We start from the raw sequence: 18,968 nt of genomic DNA on the forward strand, positions 1-18,968 counted from the left end.
ATAGTTTGTTTATGTTTTTACATAATACGTAGCATTTTGTTTGCTGCTCTTAACCAAGCAGCATCTTCTTCGGTCAATGGGTAAAACATCTCTAGCTTCCTAGGTGAATACCAGCCTTTAGCCTGTTTGGTAATATCACTGAACCACCTAGGCAATTTCCCACTAGCTTCTTGCTCAGACCTGCTACCTCCTGAATAGCCATCTGTTGAATCGGAATCTGAATCGCAGTCTGACTCGTCATCAGTTGGAGTTGCCTCAGAGGAATTGCAGTTTGTGGAATTGCAGGGTAACGTTTCATTTACTGAGTTTACCGTTGTCTCCATAGGTAAATTAAAACTTTTTTCTTCAGTTGACTCAAGCTTTGGTAAACTTTTTTCACCTGAACTTACCGTTATCTCCGGCGATGAATCAAAGCTTTGCTCCGTAGTTGACTCAACTTCTGACAGATTTTGTTCACCTCTTTTTGTCGTTACCTCAAGTGGTAAATTAACGTTTTGTTCCTCAGTTGATTCAGGCTCTGACACATTTTGTCCACAGACTTGTCCACAATTTTCTTGATTTTTTCCATATCTAGATATTATAGATATATATATAGATGCGTTTTTTTGAAAATTTTTTCCAGTTGAGTGGTAATTTTTTTCCGGTTGACCGGAAATTTTTTGCTGGTTAAGTAGAATATTTTGCCATAAGCTGTAATTTATTTCAGGTTGCTTTGAAGATTTTTGTTGGTTAGAGTCGTCACTAGTTTTACGGAAACTGACAAAATTTTTAAGAAGTTTGATACATTGAATATGAGGACATCTCATATTATGTATAATCAGAGTGGTTGAATAAAAATCAATCAAACCACTGTCTTTCAGTTCTAACAGACATTGTTTTACCCGTTTTTGACCAACTCCTAGCTCTTGTTGGAAGAAAAGAAAGCCTTCCCGTAATTCTTCTACTGGTCTATCCCTCTTGTTATCAAATTGTAGACGAGAAACTATTAACGACAAAAGTTGACGAGCGGTTATACTTAATCGCTTACCACAATTATTGGTAAGATTTCGCCACTCAGGCGGGACAAAATCACCGACTATGTTATAAAAGATAATATCTTGATTCTCAACTACAGGTAGAGAAAAAGTTAGCGATTCTGTCATATTTCCTCCCCGTGAAAAACGGTTAAAAATAGACTATTTTGTAGGTCAAATTTGGGGAATTTTGCTAAAAAAACACTACAAAAACAGTATAGAATTTTTTTAATGAAATTATCAAATAGTTGGAACGGTAATATATATACTGGTTGGAAGGAAATTTTTAAAACACACCCTACGTTCCTGGCTAGAATATCAGAAAAATGCATTCTTGAAGCGGCTGGTACGAATGCATTTTAATCTATTATCGCTAATAATCTTAGCTAATGAAAATGGCAACTCATCGCAGCTACCTTAACACTGGTCTAGATAATGCTTTAAATATTGTCCAGTATAACTCTCACTACAAGCAGCGATATCCTTTGGAGTGCCGGTAGCTACTATTCTACCGCCTTTATCTCCACCTTCAGGACCAACATCTATAATATAATCCGCTGTTTTGATAACATCTAGGTTATGCTCAATAACTATAACAGTATTACCCATATCAACTAACTTATGCAGCACTTTAAGCAATTTATTAATATCATCTATGTGCAACCCTGTTGTTGGTTCATCAAGTATATATAAAGTTTTACCGGTTGAGCGTTTTGATAACTCTTTAGCTAACTTTATTCTTTGTGCTTCGCCTCCAGACAAAGTGGTAGCAGATTGTCCAATTTTTATATAACCAAGTCCTACCTCATTTAAAGTAACAAGTTTTTCGTAAATTAGTGGTACTTTAGCAAAGAAACTCATTGCATCCTCAACTGTCATCCTAAGAACGTCAGCTATAGATTTATCCTTATATTTAACTTCAAGGGTTTCTCTATTATATCTGTCTCCATTACAAACATCACATTTTACATAAATATCAGGTAAAAAATGCATTTCTATTTTAATCAGACCATCACCTTGACATAATTCACATCTTCCACCTTTAACATTGAATGAAAACCTACCAACTTTATAACCCCGTGCTTTTGCAGTTGGTAGTTCAGCAAACCAGTCTCTAATATGGGTAAACGCACCAGTATAAGTTGCTGGATTTGATCTTGGTGTGCGACCTATTGGTGATTGGTTTATATCAATAACCTTATCAATATATTCAAGACCTTTAATTGACTTATATTCTCCTGGAAAATTTTTTGAAGAGGGTTCTAAAAATTTTAAAGCTGCTTTATATAAAGTGTGAATTATTAAACTTGATTTACCGCTACCTGATACCCCCGTTATTGCTGTAAAACTGCTCAGAGGAATTGTAATATTAACATCCTGTAAATTATTAGAAATAGCCCCAGTTAATGCTATTACCTTACCCGCAGGTGATACTCTAGTATTTGTTGGCACTTCAATAGATTGTTTACCGCTTAAATAGCTACCCGTTATACTATTGGGACATTGTTTAATTTCCTCAATTGTTCCTTGTGCTATTATATGCCCACCGTGAATACCGGCGCCTAGTCCGACATCTATAATGTGATCCGATTCGTACATTGTCTCTTCATCATGCTCAACAACAAGCACTGTATTACCAAGGTCTCGAAGACTCTTGAGAGTTTCTATTAATCTAGCATTATCACGTTGATGTAAACCAATTGAGGGTTCATCAAGTACATACAACACACCACTAAGCCCTGAACCAATTTGTGATGCCAAGCGAATACGCTGACTTTCTCCACCAGACAGAGTTCCTGATTCTCTAGACAAAGCAAGATAATCAAGACCAACATTCATAAGAAATTGTAATCTTTCCTTGATTTCCTTTAATATGCGTTCGGCGATAGTCATTTGTCTTTTATTGAGCTGTTTGTCTAATTGATTAAACCATTTCTGTAGTTGCAAAATACTCATGGTAGATACTTGTCCAATATGCATATCAGCGATTTTAATACAAAGAGACTCCATTTTTAGTCTATAACCTTCACAAGATGTGCATTTGTACTCTGCTTTGTATTTTAATAATTCTTCTTTTACTAAAGAAGAATCAGCCTTACGCTCCTTTTCTTGTAAGCTAGGTATTATTCCAGCAAAAGGTTGCTGTACCACCTGAGATTTAGAACCATCATGATACTGAAATTTTATAACATCGTCACCTGATCCATGGAATAATACTTGCTGTACAGTATTTGGTAGTTCTATAAAAGGAGTGTCTAATGAAAACTCGTAATGACTTGCTAAAGCTTTTAATGTTTCTAAAAAAAACTTTGAGGATATTTTTCCCCAAGGTGCTATAGCTCCATCTTTAATACTAATTCTGCTATTTGGAACAATTAATTCTTTATCAAGACACAATTCTGTGCCGATACCCTCACATTTAGGACAAGCACCAAATGGGCTATTAAAGGAAAAAATTCTTGGTTCTATTTCAGTAATTTGAAAACCAGAAACTGGACAAGAATATTTTTCTGAGAAAATGATTTTCGAGCCTTTAGTAAGGTTGGTTTCTAATCCGTTTGGTAGGTCAACAATTTCAACATATACTATACCATCTGCTAACTTAAGAGAGATTTCTAAACTATCTGCAAGCCTGTTACCTAAATCATCTTCTAGAGAAATCCTATCAACAATTACTTCAATATTATGTTTTTTATTCTTATCAAATTTTGGAAGATTATCTATCTCATAAATTTCATTGTTAATGAATAATCGCCCAAAACCCTGTTTTTTAAGATCAAGCATTTCACGTCTGAATTCACCTTTTTGTCCTCTGATAATTGGAGCTAATATGTATAATTTAGTACCCTTAGGAAAATTATGAATGGCATCTATCATCTCTGATATGGTCTGATTCTTGATTGGTAGACCTGTTGCTGGAGAGTAAGGTACTCCTACCCTTGCATATAATAATCTTAAATAATCATAAATTTCAGTTATAGTACCCACTGTAGAACGAGGATTTTTAGATGTGGTTTTTTGATCAATAGCTATTGCAGGTGACAAACCAGAGACCGATTCAACATTAGGCTTATCCTGAAGGTGTAAGAATTGCCTAGCATATGAAGATAAACTTTCAACATATCTACGTTGTCCTTCTGCATAAATAGTATCAAAAGCTAGTGAAGATTTTCCAGAACCACTAAGCCCTGTAATTACTACAAACTTATTTCTTGGAATATCAACATTTACATTTTTTAAATTATGCTCCTTAGCACCACGAACTTTAATATATTCTTGTATCATAATTTGTTATAAATTTTTAAGGAACTTATCAAAAAACTTGTAGCATTATAGGTTGTTTTGAATTACTATTGCAATAGTAATTTTTAAATAGGTAATGATCTGTGGCTGGTAGTTTAAATAAGGCAGTATTAATAGGTAATTTAGGGCGTGATCCAGAAATTAGGCACACGGCTGATGGTAAAGAGATAGCAAATTTCAGTATCGCTACTTCTGAAACTTGGAAAGACCGTGTTACTGGAGAGAAGAAAGAAAAAACTGAATGGCATAGAATAGTAGTATTTAACGAAGGTTTGGTGTCTGTTGTAAAGAATTATGCCAAGAAAGGCACTAAAGTTTATTTAGAAGGTAATTTACAAACTAGAAAATGGGTGGATAACCTTGGTCAAGAAAAATATACAACAGAAATAGTACTACAAAATTTTAACTCACAATTTATATTATTAGATTCTAAAGGTAGTGGGACTAACTCCCTAGATTCTATTGTACCAAAAAGCACAGTTGGTAATAGTAACTTTGACCATAGTGATCTAGATGATGAGATACCTTTTTAAAATTGTTCTACTTTCTATATCCCTGTTATTTTCTGCGTGTGTTTCATCTATAGATACTAGGATTAAGGAGGCAGATAAGGTAGCCTCAATAAACAACTTTGAGAAAAAACTAGTTAAGGCTGGCGATTTTGTTATTACAACTTACCAACGTGTTTCAGATAAAGATAGCCCTTACGTATTTTATATTGAAGGTGATGGTAGCATTAGTATAGGGCGTTACGCAATTTCTAGCAATCCAACCCCTTCCAAGGTTATGTTGCTTAAGCTTGCAGCTCTTGATACTAGACCTAATATAGTTTATATAGCTCGTCCGTGCCAATATACGCCAGTAGAACTTAACCCCAATTGCAGTCAAATCTATTGGACAGACAAAAGACTTGCCAAGGAGGTTATAGAATCAACAAATATAGTAATAAATAGTATAAGTAATGGTAAACCAGCTAGTTTGGTTGGTTTTTCCGGAGGTGGTGGAGTTGCTGTCTTGGTTGCAGCAAGAAATAAGCATATTAAAGATATAATAACTATAGCTGGTAATCTTGATATTGAGAATTTCAGTAAACATCATGGGATATATGCGTTAAAGGAGTCATTAAATCCCATAGATTATGCCATAAAAATTAGCAATATTCCGCAATTACATCTTTCGGGAGCTAAGGATGCAATAGTACCAAGTAAAATTATGCAGGGCTATATAAAAGCTAGTTCTTCAGATTGTATACAGCAAAAGATTTTCCCTAATATTACTCATACCAAAGGTTGGGATAAGGTGTGGCAGGATGTGCTAAAAATTAATCTTACCTGTGGTATAACAAACCCCAATTCGGGATAATAATTAACTAATTCTTATCCCGAATTAGCTTTAATATAAGGAAAAATGCATTCTTAAAGCGGTTTTGCGAATGCATTTTAAACCTTTCTAAAGCTAAAAACATGATTTTAATCTTTTAAAATCATGTTTTTAGCAAAATGGATTGCCACGCTCACGTACGTTCGCTCGCAATGACATATACGCCTATAAAACGTCATTGCGAGGAGACCATAGGTCGACGAAGCAATCTATAATTTCACCGAATTTGGGATAAGAATTGACAAATTCTTATATCGAATTAATGGTTAATCATGGGAGATTTTTATGCAGAAGGCAGTAGCTTTAGTTAGTGGCGGTGCAGATTCAGCCACAGTACTAGCAATGATAGAAAAAATGAATTACGAAATTCATGCCATAAGTTTTAACTATTCTCAACATAATAATATTGAACTTGAGAAAGTTAAAGAGTTAGTTAAGAACTATAATATCAAACAACATAAAATTGTAAATATTGATTTACGTAGCTTTGGCGGATCAGCTCTTACTGATGATGCTATAGAAGTACCAAAATATAAAGATCATAGTGATTTAGGGGATAATATACCAATCACTTATGTACCAGCACGTAATACTATATTTTTAAGTTATGCTTTGGGATTTAGTGAAATAATAGGAGCCTTTGATATTTTTATGGGGGTACACGCAACTGATTATGCTAATTACCCAGATTGCCGTCCAGAGTACCTAGACGCTTTTGAAAAGCTTGCTAATCTTGCAACTGCGGTAGGAGTATTGGGTACACGAATTACCATTCATGCTCCCTTAATAAATATGACAAAAGGGCAAATTATCAAAACCGGTCTAGAATTAGGAGTAGATTACTCCAAAACAATTTCTTGTTATGACCCATTTAATGGGTTATCTTGTGGGACATGTCATTCCTGCTTACTTAGACTTAGGGCCTTTGAAGAAAATAATACAATTGACCCAATTAATTATAAAATCGCTTCTACACATGCTTAATCATTCTATATATCACCAATTTCCTATGTTAGACCTAGACAACATAGTGCTGAGAGAATTAACTAGTGATGATTCAGAAGACTATTTTGGTTATATGAGTAAATTAGAGATGCGTCCTTTCTTGACAGATAACAACATTCCATCAACTATCCCACAAGCTGCTGATGAACTAAAATATTGGTCTAGCTTATTTCATCACCAAAGAGGATTTTACTGGGGTATTTCCCTTAAAGATAATAATAAACTTATAGGTACGGCTGGGTTTAATACTGTTTCTACAATGCACCTCAAAGCAGAAATAAGCTACGATCTTGATCCTACATTTTGGGGTAAAGGAATTATGCTAAAATCTATCAAAGCTATTTTAAGATTTATAGAATATGCTGGTATTGTTCGAACCCAAGCTACTGTAATAAATGACAATATACGTTCAATTAATGTTTTAGAACGATGTAATTTTGTCAAAGAGGGTTTGCTTAAGAAATATGAAATTGTTCAAGGAGTACATAGGGATTATTATATTTACGCTAGAGTGCTTTAGGTTTCTGTAAAAATTTTCAACCTAAAACAAATCAGTTTGATGTAAGACATCGGTTTAATAGCCTATGGTGTCGTCCTTGCAGGCGTTATGTCATTCCTGCGTAGGGAGGAATCTAGAAAAATGACCAAGATAGCTTGTGTTGAGTTATTTTAGCCCCCTGCCTACGTAGGGGTAACATCACCCCTAATGGCGATGATTACTTGAGTCTACTATTAATTTATTATATCAATATTTGAGGTTATAAATCAATATCAAAACGAAGTAAAGATAGGGAAATATCGACTATAAGCATAGAAATGAGGATTTTGGAAGTTCTTCTTTTGATAAACTAATTCATTTCCATCTATATCCACAATATTTCCACCACTAGCTTTAATTAACGCATGTCCCGCTGCAATATCCCATTCCATAGTTGGACCAAACTTGGGATAAATATCCGCCTTCCCTTCTGCTACCAAACATAATTTAATTGAACTTGGTATAGTAACTATTTCAGTAATTAGATGTTTCTTTAGGAATTTCTTGATATCTGAATTTGACGAACGTGAGCTAACAACAGCCCTATAATGAGTTTTAGGTAGGGCATCAAAGCTCGTTTCTACGCCATTTTGTTCAATTCTTAAAGCATTATTAGCATCTGTATAATGTAATTTTTGCACGGATGGTTGATAGATAAAACCAATAATAGGCATACCATTTTTTATCAATGCAATATTTACTGTATACGTATCCTCACCTTTGATATAACTTTTTGTACCATCAATCGGATCAATCAACCAAAATTGATTGCTATTCAAAGCAATTATATCTCTTTCTTCACAAACTACAGGAATATTAGGTGCTAGGTCCTTTAAACCATCATATATAAAGCTACTAATTTCCTTATCAGCATTTGTCACGGGAGAATTATCATCTTTATAAGAAACTATTAACCCTAAATCTCTTCTAATTAGAGCAATCCCACCAGCTTCAGTAATTAAACTTTTTAAAGACTTAATTAAATTAAGCATCATTTATTATTCATTATTTGCTATTTGTTATAAATTGTTTAGCCTCATCATCTTCTAACCACTTTCCTGTTTTTAATAATATTTCCTGTTGAAATTTCACTATATCCTCCTGTGGAGTACCTTGTAATTCTGTAACGGCTAAATATTCTACCCCATAACAATCTAGATCAATTGTTCTTAAAAAATTATCTATGTTATCTAATTCACTTTTTTTATTCTCAAAGAGAATAATGTTATTAGGTAAAATATTTGTGATACTCATAAACTCACGTAATGCCTGAGCTTTATTTAGATAGTCGGTAAATATTATACCCTTATGAAAAATTGGTGATCTTTTATCAGTTTCATCAAATTTTAATATTTCTTTATTATTAACTTTATCAGTAAATTTAATACCGAGTCTAGTTAGCTGCTCATATTGCCATTCCTCATAATTTTTAATTAGTCTACATGCTGGGTTAATTTTAGTAAACCCAAAAACCAAAGCCCCTGAACTTTTTAGTTTATCGATAAATTTTGGCCAACTAGCTTCTACTAACATAACTTGTCTTTGCAATAGCAACTTAGCAATTATCTCATCCATATTAGGATGATATTTTGCCAAACTTGCCAGCTCTTCAACAAACCCTCTATAAGGATTAGCATAACGAAACATCTTAGACTTAGGCGTAACTATTGTATCATCAATATTGATTAGCACTAAGCTAGATGCATCAATTTTTTCAAGTAAATTTTTTACCGTAACAGAATCTATAGAATAAGTGGGAATAATTATTGCATAACTTGTATATGGTAACATGATAAAAATTAACAATAATTTTAATAAAAAGTTATTTTTTATTATCATATGGATTTACACTCTCTTGATTCTTAACTTTGATTTTGTCATTGCTTCTCTTTACTGCATTTACCTTATTAACCAATTCATTAAGTGATTTTTTTAAATCACGAGAATTGAATATTGATTCTTTTTGGTCAGATAATTTATAATTATAGCCAATAAACATCACATTATCGTCATAATTTCTTAGTTGACTTTCCATTGCAGTCAACTCACTGGAATTCCCATCGACCATTATTAAAACTTTTGGCATAAACTTCACTTCTATTAAAAAATTTAATATCAACTGAAATGAGGCATTATTATTACTACTCAATATACCCTGATAAAATGTTGGATAAGTATTATCAAAAGGCTTCATATTATTAAAAATAAGATAATTATGTTGTGGGAAACTATTGGACAAATCAATATTAAATTTCTTTAAATACTCAGCTTCCCATATTTCTAGTTTCTTTATATTGTTAAAGTTACCAGTTAAACCATGATCACTCACAATTACTGGACTACCTTTATCCATTATATTTTTTATAAAATTAGGCAAATTGACATCTAATAACTCATTTTTGTATTCTGTAAGCAGTATTGTATCAAAATAAGTATCCTTTGAGGGTTTAACTGATTTGAATATTTCCTGTAGCTTAGATAATTCATTTTTATTCAATTGGATAATTGGGGGGAAGAATGATTTGAATATAACTTTTTCTCTACCCAAAACCATTAAGATATCTTTAGGGGAATAATTATTGCATAATTCTTCATAGTCCTTATTTATTTGGTCTAAACTATTAGTATCAACAATCTTGCTATTTGCTATTAAAGGTAATAGTAATATTATGTAAGAGATGAGTTTATATGTTTTAAATGTAATTCTTCTAATTAGCATAGAAATTGCTCTTATTTTTTGTTTATAACAAAAGTAGTTGTCCTACATCTTTTATGTCATACGCAGGTCATCTAACTCAATGTCATTCCCGCGTAGGTAGAGGAATCCATATTATCTAACGACCTTTGCAGGTTATTTTTTGGATTGTATCTTGAATATTAGCTCTTTATGGAGTTAATATGGTCAGGAAGGAGTGACACCGTTTAAATTAGATAGGTCTTTAAAGACCGAAGGGATATTGATGGCCTCCTCCCTTGAATCACAAAATATGATATACTCTTCTACTTTGAAGAATTGGTTTCGCAAATACTTGCGGGGTATTCGCGTACTCACGTACTTCATGTACGCCTAGTCCGCTCACCCCTTGTTTGTTGTCCCCATTCTCCAAATCATTTGAGTATACGAACGGTAGCAGAATCCTTTAGAGATCGAATTTATAATCATGTATCAAAACTTTGCAAAACAACCACTAATTATAGGTAAAGCAAATGACTGAAAAAAGCAAGATATTTATGGGAATAGATGTTTCAAAAAATACGCTTGATATATCTATGAATAATAGATATCTTTGGCAAACTTGCTTATGCTGAGGAATTTAAAGAAACCACAAAACCTCGACCCGCAGCGGACTATGATGTACGTGAGAAGCAGAGTACCGGTAGCACGAATAAATTACCAGCAGAAGTAGAATTTCGAAAGATATCTATTGAATATATTTGTAATATTGTGGTTAATTGCATTATAATGAGGTTTATGTATAATAACTTTACTTTTATTGACTTATTCGCTGGAATTGGTGGTGTAAGAAGATCATTTGAGTCTGTTGGTGGTAACTGCGTTTACACTAGCGAGATTGATACATCGGCATTAAAAACATATAGAGCTAATTTTAGCTGTGATCATAAAATTGATGGTGATATAACACAAGTACACGAACAAAATGTACCCCCTCACGATATTTTATGTGCAGGATTCCCGTGTCAACCATTTAGTATAGCTGGGGTTTCAAAGCGTTGCTCTTTAGGAATTCCACACGGGTTTTTATGCAATACTCAGGGAACTCTCTTCTTTGATGTTACAAGAATTATCAGCTACCATAAACCAAAAATCGTCTTTTTAGAGAATGTAAAAAATTTATTATCACACGATAAAGGTAAGACATTTGCAATTATTAAAAAAACACTCAGAGATTTAGGTTATACTGTTTCTGAAAGGGTTATTGATGCACGATATTACGTACCACAGCACAGGGAAAGGCTTTTTATAGTAGCAAATAGGATAGATGCAAAAATAAATTTACATAAAATAGATTTGCCCAATACAAAACATATAATTAAAACAATATTTCATTGCCAAAATAATTCAAATAAAGATGACATTACTAATGGCTATGTCGAAAAAAATGGTAAAATTAATAAGAAATATACCCTTACGGACAAACTGTGGCAATATCTACAAGATTACGCAAAGAAACACCGTGCAAAGGGCAATGGTTTTGGTTTTAGTCTTTGCATGGATGATGACATTAGCAGAACTCTGTCAGCAAGATATTATAAAGATGGGGCTGAAATATTAATACATCAAGAAAACTCAAATCCTAGAAGATTAACTCCTAGGGAATGTGCAAGATTGATGGGGTTTCCGGATGATTTTAAAATTGTTGTTAGTGACACGCAAGCATACAAACAGTTTGGTAATTCTGTGGTAATTCCAGTTGTTAAGGAAGTTGCAGAATATATAACAAAATTTCTATAATTCATGAGAACTAACGTGCTATATTCTGGATTATTATCAGACTATTTTGAAATAGTAGCATTTAAAACATTAAGTAAAGTTGATACGATACTCGGTTCTAATCAACATGAATTTAATGGTGACCATGCATTAAAAGAACTGTTTCGTTTGTGCAATAATAATACACTCGAAAAGAAGCAAATATACTCTATTTTTATTTACTTAAACGAAGATGAATCACAAAATATCTTGCAAGATGCTTTCCTGACTTGGTACGATGCTAGAGCAAAGAGTCATGATAAAACTGGGAGGAGTGAGTATCGACTATATTACCAAACAAATGATGCTACAAAACGAATGAAGAAAGGTGATTTCTTGGCTATTGCAAGAAAAAATGATGTATTTCATGTAATTATAGCACAGCATAACAGCACTGCAGAAAAACAAATTATGTGGCTCTTTGGAGTTGAAAAAATAGAAGATAATAATAAATTTCAGATTAAGAAAATTCAAAATACAAATAATAAAGTTACCTTTGCATCACGATTTATTTTGGATATTTTAGGCATAAAAGTCCAAGAATTGAATGAAAATTACTTAGAGATAATGCAGAAAAGATTTGACAATAAAATACCAAGTACGAGTGAACTTTCGCAATTCACACTAGAGTTAATGCAAAAAGAAATTGACCCAATTGAAGAGCCGGATGTTGCAATTGTGAGATTATTTGAAAAGGAAGAGGTTCTATACAAAACTCTTGAGAGGATCAAGATAGTTCATAAATTACAAAATGGCTTTATTGAAAATAACAATGTTGATGTTGACAGCTTCTTACAATTTTCATTATCTATACAAAATGCAAGAAAATCTCGTGCTGGTAAAGCTCTTGAGAATCATTTATCTTTTATTTTTAATGCAAACAAGGTGATGTATACACACAGCGGAATAACAGAAAATAAGTCAAAACCAGATTTTATTTTTCCAAATATTGCCAAATATCATGATATACATTTTGCAGATACTGGTTTATCAATGCTGGCAAGTAAAACAACTTGTAAAGATAGATGGAGGCAAATCTTGTCTGAAGCAAAACGAATCAAGAAGAAGCATTTATTTACTTTAGAGCCAAGTATTTCAGAAAATCAAACTCAAGAAATGAAGTCAAATGATTTAACGTTAGTTTTACCGAATGAAATAAAGGCAACTTATACGATAAATCAACAACAAGATATTATAAATTTAAAAGATTTCCTACTACTTGTTAAAACAAGACAAAATAAATATATTAATCTCAAGTATCGATGTAATAAATTAATAGTAGGCTCAAGTAATCATCGCCATTAAGGGTGATGTCAACCCCTTAACTGTTGAAAGTTAAAAAATCGCCTATTAGCGAAATGCCGTTAGGTGCTGTGGCAATCTTCATGATAGTCAAGACCTCCTTCACAAAATTACCATAACTCTTCTATTAATGCTATAGTATTAGCCCTTAGATCTAGGTCATAATCTATGGTGTTATTTATTATTCGCTTGATATTTGCAAATTTTGTTATCAAATAATCAGGGGAATTAGAACGCAATTGATTAAATATTTTATTCTCTAATTCATTGAATTCAATATTGATATTGAGAGATTTTTTAGTAATTCTATTAACTAGATATAGCATGCTACAAGCAAAATCTCCCCATAATTCCTTGTTTTTACTGGTAAACTCTTCGATAAGATCTAACCTCACTTTAGGATTTGCATAGTTAGCAATATACGTCGTAATTTTAACATATATATCACTTCCCACTAAGCGATTTTGTGATTTTATGTTAATTTTAGCACATCTAGATCTTATAGTACTTATTATTCCGGCAGCCCTTGAGGTAATCAAGAAAATAAAACTATCCTTTGGCGTATCTTCTAAAAGTTTAAGACAGGAATTTGCTGCATTGAGATTCATTAGATCTGCTTGATAAATAACAGCTACTCTATATTTAGAGATTGATGATGTTCTATAAAAAAATTGCTGTAAATCTCTAATTTGGTCAATAGATATGTCTTTGACACTGCTCGTCACAGAATTATCCCTAGCTACTAACCGATAATCCGGATGATTTGTTAATTGAATTTTATCTACAATCAAACTGCTTTCTATAAATATAAGCAAATCTTCTAAAGCTTTTGCGGTATCATCAACATCAATCAGCCAACTATTATAAAGCCTAGCCTGTTTGAATCTACATTCAAGATATTCTTTGATCATTCTACTAATGGCATAATAAAAAATAGGTTTCTAGGCTTTGCCAACATACGCGAACTCGGGATAAGAATTAACTAACTCTTATCCCTAACATGGGTTAGAAATGCCAACGTAAGTAATGATACTTGTATGGCAAAAGCAATGTCAACCCCTACGTAGGCAGGGATGACACTAGTTTTGTTGTATTGAACTCAGGTTACTTATTATTACAGGCTTCCTTCATTTTCTTACCGGCTCTAAAGACTGGTTGTTTATAGGCAGCAATATGCATTTTCTCACCAGTTTTTGGATTACGACCTTCACGTGCAGCTCTACTTTGTATATGGAAAGAACCAAACCCCACTAGGTTAACGTCCTCACCACGACTAAGTGCTTTAAGTACACTATCTACAACCCAAGTAAGGGCTTTTTCTGCATCACTTTTTGAATGACCTGCTTCAGCCATTAATGCTACTAATTCTCCTTTATTCATATGATCAACTCTCCAAATAAATTGTTAACATTTCAGACATTAATGTATTTAGTATACTCAAATGATTTAGAGAATGGGATTTAAAAATGAAGAACAAGCGGGGCGTACATAAGGTACGTTGTTACGTTTGTCCTTGATATTTTAAAAAACAATTCTTCAAAGCATTCGAGTATATACTAACATACCAGCAAGATTTGTTATATCTCGTTGGCTAGATTATAGCAAACACTAAATTGACTGCAACTGAGACTTCTTTAGAACTTTTGAATATATTATTTTATAATCTAATTTCAATAAAATTGTATCTATTTTACATCAAGTTAGTTTCTTATCCTGTAGTTAGGAGGATAGTATATTATTTTTGCTTAAATGAAATAATTAGTTAAAAATCATGATAATTTATATATTATAATTTTCTTATTTAATATATAAAAAGGTAACTTTTATGATCACTAGACTATTCTACATATTATTTATTTCAATTTTTAGTTTAAATACTAGTGCTAATCCAGCTCCATTGGGTTTTGAATTAAATAAAGCAAGTATAGCAGATGTAGAGCAAGTATATCAGATTACCAAAAAAGAGAGGAATCATTGGGATGGATATAATTATTATGTTAATGTTAGAGATGTCAAATTAGAAGGGCTGACTGAGTTATTAGTAATATGTAATGATGATAATATTATCCAAGCAATCATCTTAATGATAAATAACGATAAATTTACAGAGTTTTATGAGTTACTTTCAGAAAAATACAAACTCACCCATAGCCAAAACCCTAATTTAGGTAATAAGGAGATTAGATTTGCCGATGGTAGTTGTACTATTATATTAGATGCTCCATTCCTTAGCTTTAGTATGAGTCTTATATACATAACAGATGAGTTTCTAACAAAATTTAAAGGTAAGCAAAAAGAAGAAGAAAAAGTAAAAAAAGCAAAAGGTAAAGAATTGCTATAATTCAATTATGGGAGGTTTTGAAGTATAAGCCCAACAAACATAAGCCACTGCAAGGGCATCTGCTTCATCAAAGTTACTGATTGCAATTGCTCCTGGTAGTAAAAGTTTAATCATTTGCAGAACCTGATTTTTTTCAGCATGACCATAACCCACTACAGATTTTTTGATAACATTAGGTTTAAATTCTTGAAAAGCAATATCATATCCTCCTATAAGTGACATGACTGCTCCTCTAGCATATCCCAATTTTAAAGATGAAACATTATTTATATTAACAAATGTCTCCTCCATAGCAACAATAGCAGGTTTATATTGTACTATTATCTTTTGCAAGGACGAGCTAATGAAAGCTAACCTTTTATGCATTGCTTCGCTTGATTTAGTCTTTATGACCCCACTATCTAAATATTTCAGAGGCTTGGTATCAATTACCCCCCATCCCATACCAGCTAAAGATGGGTCAATTCCTAGTATAATCAAAATTATTCCCCCACTAATAGATTTTTGTAAAAAATTATCTAATTCTTCAATTCATTTATTTGAATATATTCCCTTTTAAAACTTTGATATAAAACTGGAATAACGAATATAGTGAAAAGAGTTCCTATACTCATTCCACCAACTATTACCAAACCAATAGAATTTTGAGCGGCTGCTCCTGCTCCAGAACTAATCACTAATGACATTGCCCCAAAAATAGTTGCTAGAGTAGTCATTAGAATAGGTCTAAGTCTTAAGCTAGAGGCCCTAGTTACAGCTTCTCTAACAGTTAGTCCTTGGTCTCTTAAGTTATTAGCAAATTCTACTATCATAATAGAATTTTTTGTTATCAAACCAATTAAAGTGATCAAACCAATATTACTATACATATTAAGCGTATTACCACATATTAAGAGCATTAATACCCCTCCAGTAATTGAGAATGGTACAGCAATAAGTATTAATATAGGATCAGTAAAACTTTCAAATTGAGCCGAAAGCACTAAATAAATAAACAACAAAGCAAATAAGAAAGTAACAATAAGATTACTTTGTGATTCTGTCATTCTTTTAATCTCTCCAATATATTCTAATGTAGTTGTGCTACTATCCAATAATTCATCAGCTATAGTATTTATCGAATTTATGGCATCGGTAATTTTTTGCTTTGGAGCTAAACCTGACGAAATCGTTACAGATCTAGAATTATTATAGTGGTTATAAGACTCAATAGACACTTTCTCAACCATATTAGCAACTACACTTAATGGCAGCAAATTATTAGTTGGTTTATTGGTTGGTATCAGTATCTTACTAAAATGATCGGTACTATTACGGTATTTTAGGTTATATTGCATAGTTATATCATACAGATTATTGCCCATTCTGAAATCACCAATTTTTCTTCCTGCCAGCAAATATTGCAATGTTATTCCTATATTTTCTAAACTCACACCAAGCAGATAAGCTTTATCTCGGTTAACAATTACGTCAATTGTCGGCATAGAAGAATTTAAATCACTACCCACATTGATAAAAACTGGATATTTCTTCATTCTATTAACAAATTTCTGTGATATTTGATCTAACTCGTCATATTCAAGTGAGGTCTGTAAAGTAAATTCGACAGCATTTCTAGCATCACCACTAACCAACGAACGTGGATTTTGAGCAAAAATCGACATTCCCGCTATTTGTTGAAATTGCTTATTAAGCATATTTTTTATAGCTTCTTGTGACATTAACCTTTCCTTCCAATCTTTAAGAGATACGAAGGCAAAAGCACTGTTACTATGTCCTCCACCACCAACTACGGTCAAATAACCTGCTATATCTTTATGAGGACTAAGTATTTTCTCAGCTTCCACCACTGTTTTTTCTGATTGTTTAATACTAGAACCTTGAGGACCAGAGAAGAAAACTTCTAAGAAACCATCATCTTCCTGAGGAATAAAAACTTTTTTGACAAAAATAAAACTAACAACTAGTACAACTAAAGATAGTGCAATAATAAGTGAGAATTTCTTTTTATGATCAAGAGCAATATCTAAATAGTACAAATACTTGCTTTGTACTAATTTAATGAACTGATCAAATTTAACTAAAAACCTTAAAGGAGGTTGAACATTTTTGTTAATCATTCGACTTGCCATCATTGGCGTTAAAGTAATCGCCACAAAACCGGAAAATAAAACGCAGAATGCTAAGGTCCAAGCAAATTCAATGAATATCTTACCAATAAATCCATCTATAAAACCTATTGGTAAGAATACTGAAACAAGTGTTATAGTCATCGCTACAATGGCAAAACCAATTTCCTTAGATGCAAGAAAGGCAGCTTCTATAGGAGAATGCCCCATTTCATTGTACCTAAAAATGTTTTCTAACATTACTATTGCATCATCTACTACCAAACCAATAGCTAATATCATTGCTAAAAGGGTAAATATATTGATAGAAAATCCTAAATAATACATAACAATAAACGTACCAATTAATGATATCGGAACAGTTACAAATGGTATGAGGGTGATTTTTACTGATGCCAAGAACAGGTATATTACTACCATAACCAAAACTAGTGCTTCCATGATAGTGAAGAATACTGATCTGATTGAAGCCCTAACTGGAATTGATGAATCATGGGCTATATCAATTGTTATAACTTTAGGTAGATTTTTTTTTATTTTATCTAGTGAAGATCTAACCTCTTTGGATAAATCAAGTATGTTTGCCTTCGATTGTTTTATAAGACCAAGTGCTATCGAGTTTTTTCCGTTATATCTAAAAATTACCTCAGTATCTGGAGGGGCTAAATATATTTTAGCAATATCTCGTAACTTTAATATATTAGCATCTTTCACTTTTAGTATAATTTTTTCAAACTCTTCCGGTTTACTTAAAGAGCCATCTAATCTTACAGTAAAATCACGTGCAGCTGTTTTAATAGTTCCTGCTGGATAATAGATATTTTGTTTTTTTACAGCACTCTCAATTTCTAACACTGACATTTTATGCTGATATAATTTTACCGGGTCTGGTTCTATACGCATAGAGTAATCTTTCGCACCATATATCTCAACCTGACCTATTGTTTCAAGTTTTTCTAAAATGGTTTTTACGCTATCTTGAACAATTTGGGTTAATTGTAAATCATCATATACATCACTACTGATACTTAAATACAAACTAGGGAAATTATCTGCATCCATCTTAGCAACATAAGGCATACTCATACCTTGGGGAAATATGTAACTTATATCAGAGATTTTAGACCGAACATCGTTTAAGGCTGTTTCTATATCAACCGATGATAGAAATCTTAAAACTATATAACTGCTACTTGTAGTACTTTGTGAAGTGATAGTATCAAGGTTCTTGACAGTTTTTAGTGCTTTCTCAATACGAGTTGTTATCTCTTTCTCCATATAAAGAGCATCTGCCCCAGGGTAATTTGCATATACTGTTATTACAGGAAAAGAAATATCGGGAATACCCCTAATTTGTAGTTTAGTAAAAAATACCGCCCCTAAAATAACAACCACTAGACTCAACACTGTTGCAAATACCGGACGTTTTATACATATTTCACTTAAGTACATATTATCAATAAAT

General features: G+C 32.5%; 16 protein-coding genes. 7 read left to right on the plus strand and 9 right to left on the minus strand.

Going from position 1 to position 18,968, the window contains the following annotated elements; all coding sequences use genetic code 11:
* Window positions 1-17: 17 nt before the first annotated feature.
* Together AAGD45_RS06845 and uvrA are read right to left on the minus strand one after the other, a co-directional pair.
* A complete protein-coding gene (locus AAGD45_RS06845; protein WP_341761171.1) occupies window positions 18-1,142 on the minus strand; it encodes a hypothetical protein in 1,125 nt (374 codons plus the stop codon).
* 288 nt (window positions 1,143-1,430) lie between these two features.
* Window positions 1,431-4,298 carry an excinuclease ABC subunit UvrA gene (gene uvrA, locus AAGD45_RS06850; protein ID WP_341761172.1) on the minus strand — a complete coding sequence of 956 codons (2,868 nt, stop codon included), beginning with the start codon at window positions 4,296-4,298 and terminating at the stop codon, window positions 1,431-1,433.
* A gap of 101 nt (window positions 4,299-4,399) precedes the next feature.
* On the opposite strand from uvrA, the gene ssb reads away from it, so the two are divergent.
* The 4 genes from ssb to AAGD45_RS06870 all read left to right on the plus strand — a co-directional run bounded on the left by ssb (window position 4,400) and on the right by AAGD45_RS06870 (window position 7,221).
* Window positions 4,400-4,849 (plus strand): single-stranded DNA-binding protein, encoded by a 450-nt coding sequence (ssb, locus tag AAGD45_RS06855; RefSeq protein WP_341761173.1) that lies wholly within the window; start codon window positions 4,400-4,402, stop codon window positions 4,847-4,849.
* On the plus strand, window positions 4,830-5,678 hold the full coding sequence (locus AAGD45_RS06860; protein WP_341761174.1) for an alpha/beta hydrolase: 849 nt from the start codon (window positions 4,830-4,832) through the stop codon (window positions 5,676-5,678). The genes ssb and AAGD45_RS06860 overlap by 20 nt, the downstream gene beginning before the upstream one ends.
* A gap of 303 nt (window positions 5,679-5,981) precedes the next feature.
* Window positions 5,982-6,680: a 7-cyano-7-deazaguanine synthase QueC gene (gene queC / locus AAGD45_RS06865; RefSeq protein WP_341761175.1), complete on the plus strand. Its 699-nt coding sequence runs from the start codon at window positions 5,982-5,984 to the stop codon at window positions 6,678-6,680.
* Window positions 6,673-7,221: a GNAT family protein gene (locus AAGD45_RS06870; RefSeq protein ID WP_341761176.1), complete on the plus strand. Its 549-nt coding sequence runs from the start codon at window positions 6,673-6,675 to the stop codon at window positions 7,219-7,221. The genes queC and AAGD45_RS06870 overlap by 8 nt, the downstream gene beginning before the upstream one ends.
* A gap of 251 nt (window positions 7,222-7,472) precedes the next feature.
* Here the strand turns inward: AAGD45_RS06870 and AAGD45_RS06875 are convergent, their stop codons facing one another.
* The 3 genes from AAGD45_RS06875 to AAGD45_RS06885 are packed head-to-tail and all read right to left on the minus strand — an operon-like array spanning window position 7,473 to window position 9,958.
* Window positions 7,473-8,234 (minus strand): 3'(2'),5'-bisphosphate nucleotidase CysQ, encoded by a 762-nt coding sequence (locus tag AAGD45_RS06875; protein ID WP_341761177.1) that lies wholly within the window; start codon window positions 8,232-8,234, stop codon window positions 7,473-7,475.
* A 10-nt stretch (window positions 8,235-8,244) separates the two neighbouring features.
* Window positions 8,245-9,078 (minus strand): DUF2608 domain-containing protein, encoded by an 834-nt coding sequence (locus AAGD45_RS06880; protein WP_341761178.1) that lies wholly within the window; start codon window positions 9,076-9,078, stop codon window positions 8,245-8,247.
* Window positions 9,062-9,958 (minus strand): DUF2608 domain-containing protein, encoded by an 897-nt coding sequence (locus AAGD45_RS06885; protein ID WP_341761179.1) that lies wholly within the window; start codon window positions 9,956-9,958, stop codon window positions 9,062-9,064. The genes AAGD45_RS06880 and AAGD45_RS06885 overlap by 17 nt, the downstream gene beginning before the upstream one ends.
* 753 nt (window positions 9,959-10,711) lie before the next feature.
* Between AAGD45_RS06885 and dcm the strand changes: the two genes are divergently transcribed.
* Window positions 10,712-11,713 carry a DNA (cytosine-5-)-methyltransferase gene (gene dcm / locus AAGD45_RS06895; protein WP_341761180.1) on the plus strand — a complete coding sequence of 334 codons (1,002 nt, stop codon included), beginning with the start codon at window positions 10,712-10,714 and terminating at the stop codon, window positions 11,711-11,713.
* Between the two features lie 15 nt (window positions 11,714-11,728).
* Window positions 11,729-13,036 (plus strand): type II restriction endonuclease, encoded by a 1,308-nt coding sequence (locus AAGD45_RS06900; protein ID WP_341761181.1) that lies wholly within the window; start codon window positions 11,729-11,731, stop codon window positions 13,034-13,036.
* A gap of 107 nt (window positions 13,037-13,143) precedes the next feature.
* Here AAGD45_RS06900 and AAGD45_RS06905 read toward each other — a convergent pair whose 3' ends face one another.
* Together AAGD45_RS06905 and AAGD45_RS06910 are read right to left on the minus strand one after the other, a co-directional pair.
* Window positions 13,144-13,944 carry a DNA polymerase III subunit delta' gene (locus AAGD45_RS06905; protein WP_341761182.1) on the minus strand — a complete coding sequence of 267 codons (801 nt, stop codon included), beginning with the start codon at window positions 13,942-13,944 and terminating at the stop codon, window positions 13,144-13,146.
* 193 nt (window positions 13,945-14,137) lie between these two features.
* Window positions 14,138-14,413: an HU family DNA-binding protein gene (locus tag AAGD45_RS06910; RefSeq protein WP_341761183.1), complete on the minus strand. Its 276-nt coding sequence runs from the start codon at window positions 14,411-14,413 to the stop codon at window positions 14,138-14,140.
* 445 nt (window positions 14,414-14,858) lie between these two features.
* On the opposite strand from AAGD45_RS06910, the gene AAGD45_RS06915 reads away from it, so the two are divergent.
* Complete coding sequence (locus AAGD45_RS06915) at window positions 14,859-15,374, plus strand: hypothetical protein (protein WP_341761184.1); 516 nt, start codon at window positions 14,859-14,861, stop codon at window positions 15,372-15,374.
* Here the strand turns inward: AAGD45_RS06915 and ruvC are convergent.
* Together ruvC and AAGD45_RS06925 are read right to left on the minus strand one after the other, a co-directional pair.
* A complete protein-coding gene (gene ruvC / locus AAGD45_RS06920; RefSeq protein ID WP_341761185.1) occupies window positions 15,369-15,854 on the minus strand; it encodes a crossover junction endodeoxyribonuclease RuvC in 486 nt (161 codons plus the stop codon). The two genes, AAGD45_RS06915 and ruvC, sit on opposite strands and share 6 nt — an antisense overlap.
* A gap of 38 nt (window positions 15,855-15,892) precedes the next feature.
* Window positions 15,893-18,955, minus strand: coding sequence for an efflux RND transporter permease subunit (locus tag AAGD45_RS06925; RefSeq protein WP_341761186.1), 3,063 nt, complete (start codon window positions 18,953-18,955; stop codon window positions 15,893-15,895).
* Window positions 18,956-18,968 lie beyond the last annotated feature (13 nt).

It is taken from the genome of Candidatus Tisiphia endosymbiont of Thecophora atra (assembly GCF_964026395.1).
GTDB lineage: Bacteria > Pseudomonadota > Alphaproteobacteria > Rickettsiales > Rickettsiaceae > Tisiphia.

Bases quoted from the DNA above. Each gene is read 5' to 3' on its own strand.
- AAGD45_RS06845 (WP_341761171.1), bottom strand. From the start codon at position 1,142: ATGACAGAATCGCTAACTTTTTCTCTACCTGTAGTTGAGAATCAAGAT.
- uvrA (WP_341761172.1), bottom strand. From the start codon at position 4,298: ATGATACAAGAATATATTAAAGTTCGTGGTGCTAAGGAGCATAATTTA.
- AAGD45_RS06860 (WP_341761174.1), top strand. From the start codon at position 4,830: ATGATGAGATACCTTTTTAAAATTGTTCTACTTTCTATATCCCTGTTA.
- queC (WP_341761175.1), top strand. From the start codon at position 5,982: ATGCAGAAGGCAGTAGCTTTAGTTAGTGGCGGTGCAGATTCAGCCACA.
- AAGD45_RS06870 (WP_341761176.1), top strand. From the start codon at position 6,673: ATGCTTAATCATTCTATATATCACCAATTTCCTATGTTAGACCTAGAC.
- AAGD45_RS06875 (WP_341761177.1), bottom strand. From the start codon at position 8,234: ATGATGCTTAATTTAATTAAGTCTTTAAAAAGTTTAATTACTGAAGCT.
- AAGD45_RS06880 (WP_341761178.1), bottom strand. From the start codon at position 9,078: ATGATAATAAAAAATAACTTTTTATTAAAATTATTGTTAATTTTTATC.
- AAGD45_RS06885 (WP_341761179.1), bottom strand. From the start codon at position 9,958: ATGCTAATTAGAAGAATTACATTTAAAACATATAAACTCATCTCTTAC.
- dcm (WP_341761180.1), top strand. From the start codon at position 10,712: ATGTATAATAACTTTACTTTTATTGACTTATTCGCTGGAATTGGTGGT.
- AAGD45_RS06905 (WP_341761182.1), bottom strand. From the start codon at position 13,944: ATGATCAAAGAATATCTTGAATGTAGATTCAAACAGGCTAGGCTTTAT.
- AAGD45_RS06910 (WP_341761183.1), bottom strand. From the start codon at position 14,413: ATGAATAAAGGAGAATTAGTAGCATTAATGGCTGAAGCAGGTCATTCA.
- AAGD45_RS06915 (WP_341761184.1), top strand. From the start codon at position 14,859: ATGATCACTAGACTATTCTACATATTATTTATTTCAATTTTTAGTTTA.
- AAGD45_RS06925 (WP_341761186.1), bottom strand. From the start codon at position 18,955: ATGTACTTAAGTGAAATATGTATAAAACGTCCGGTATTTGCAACAGTG.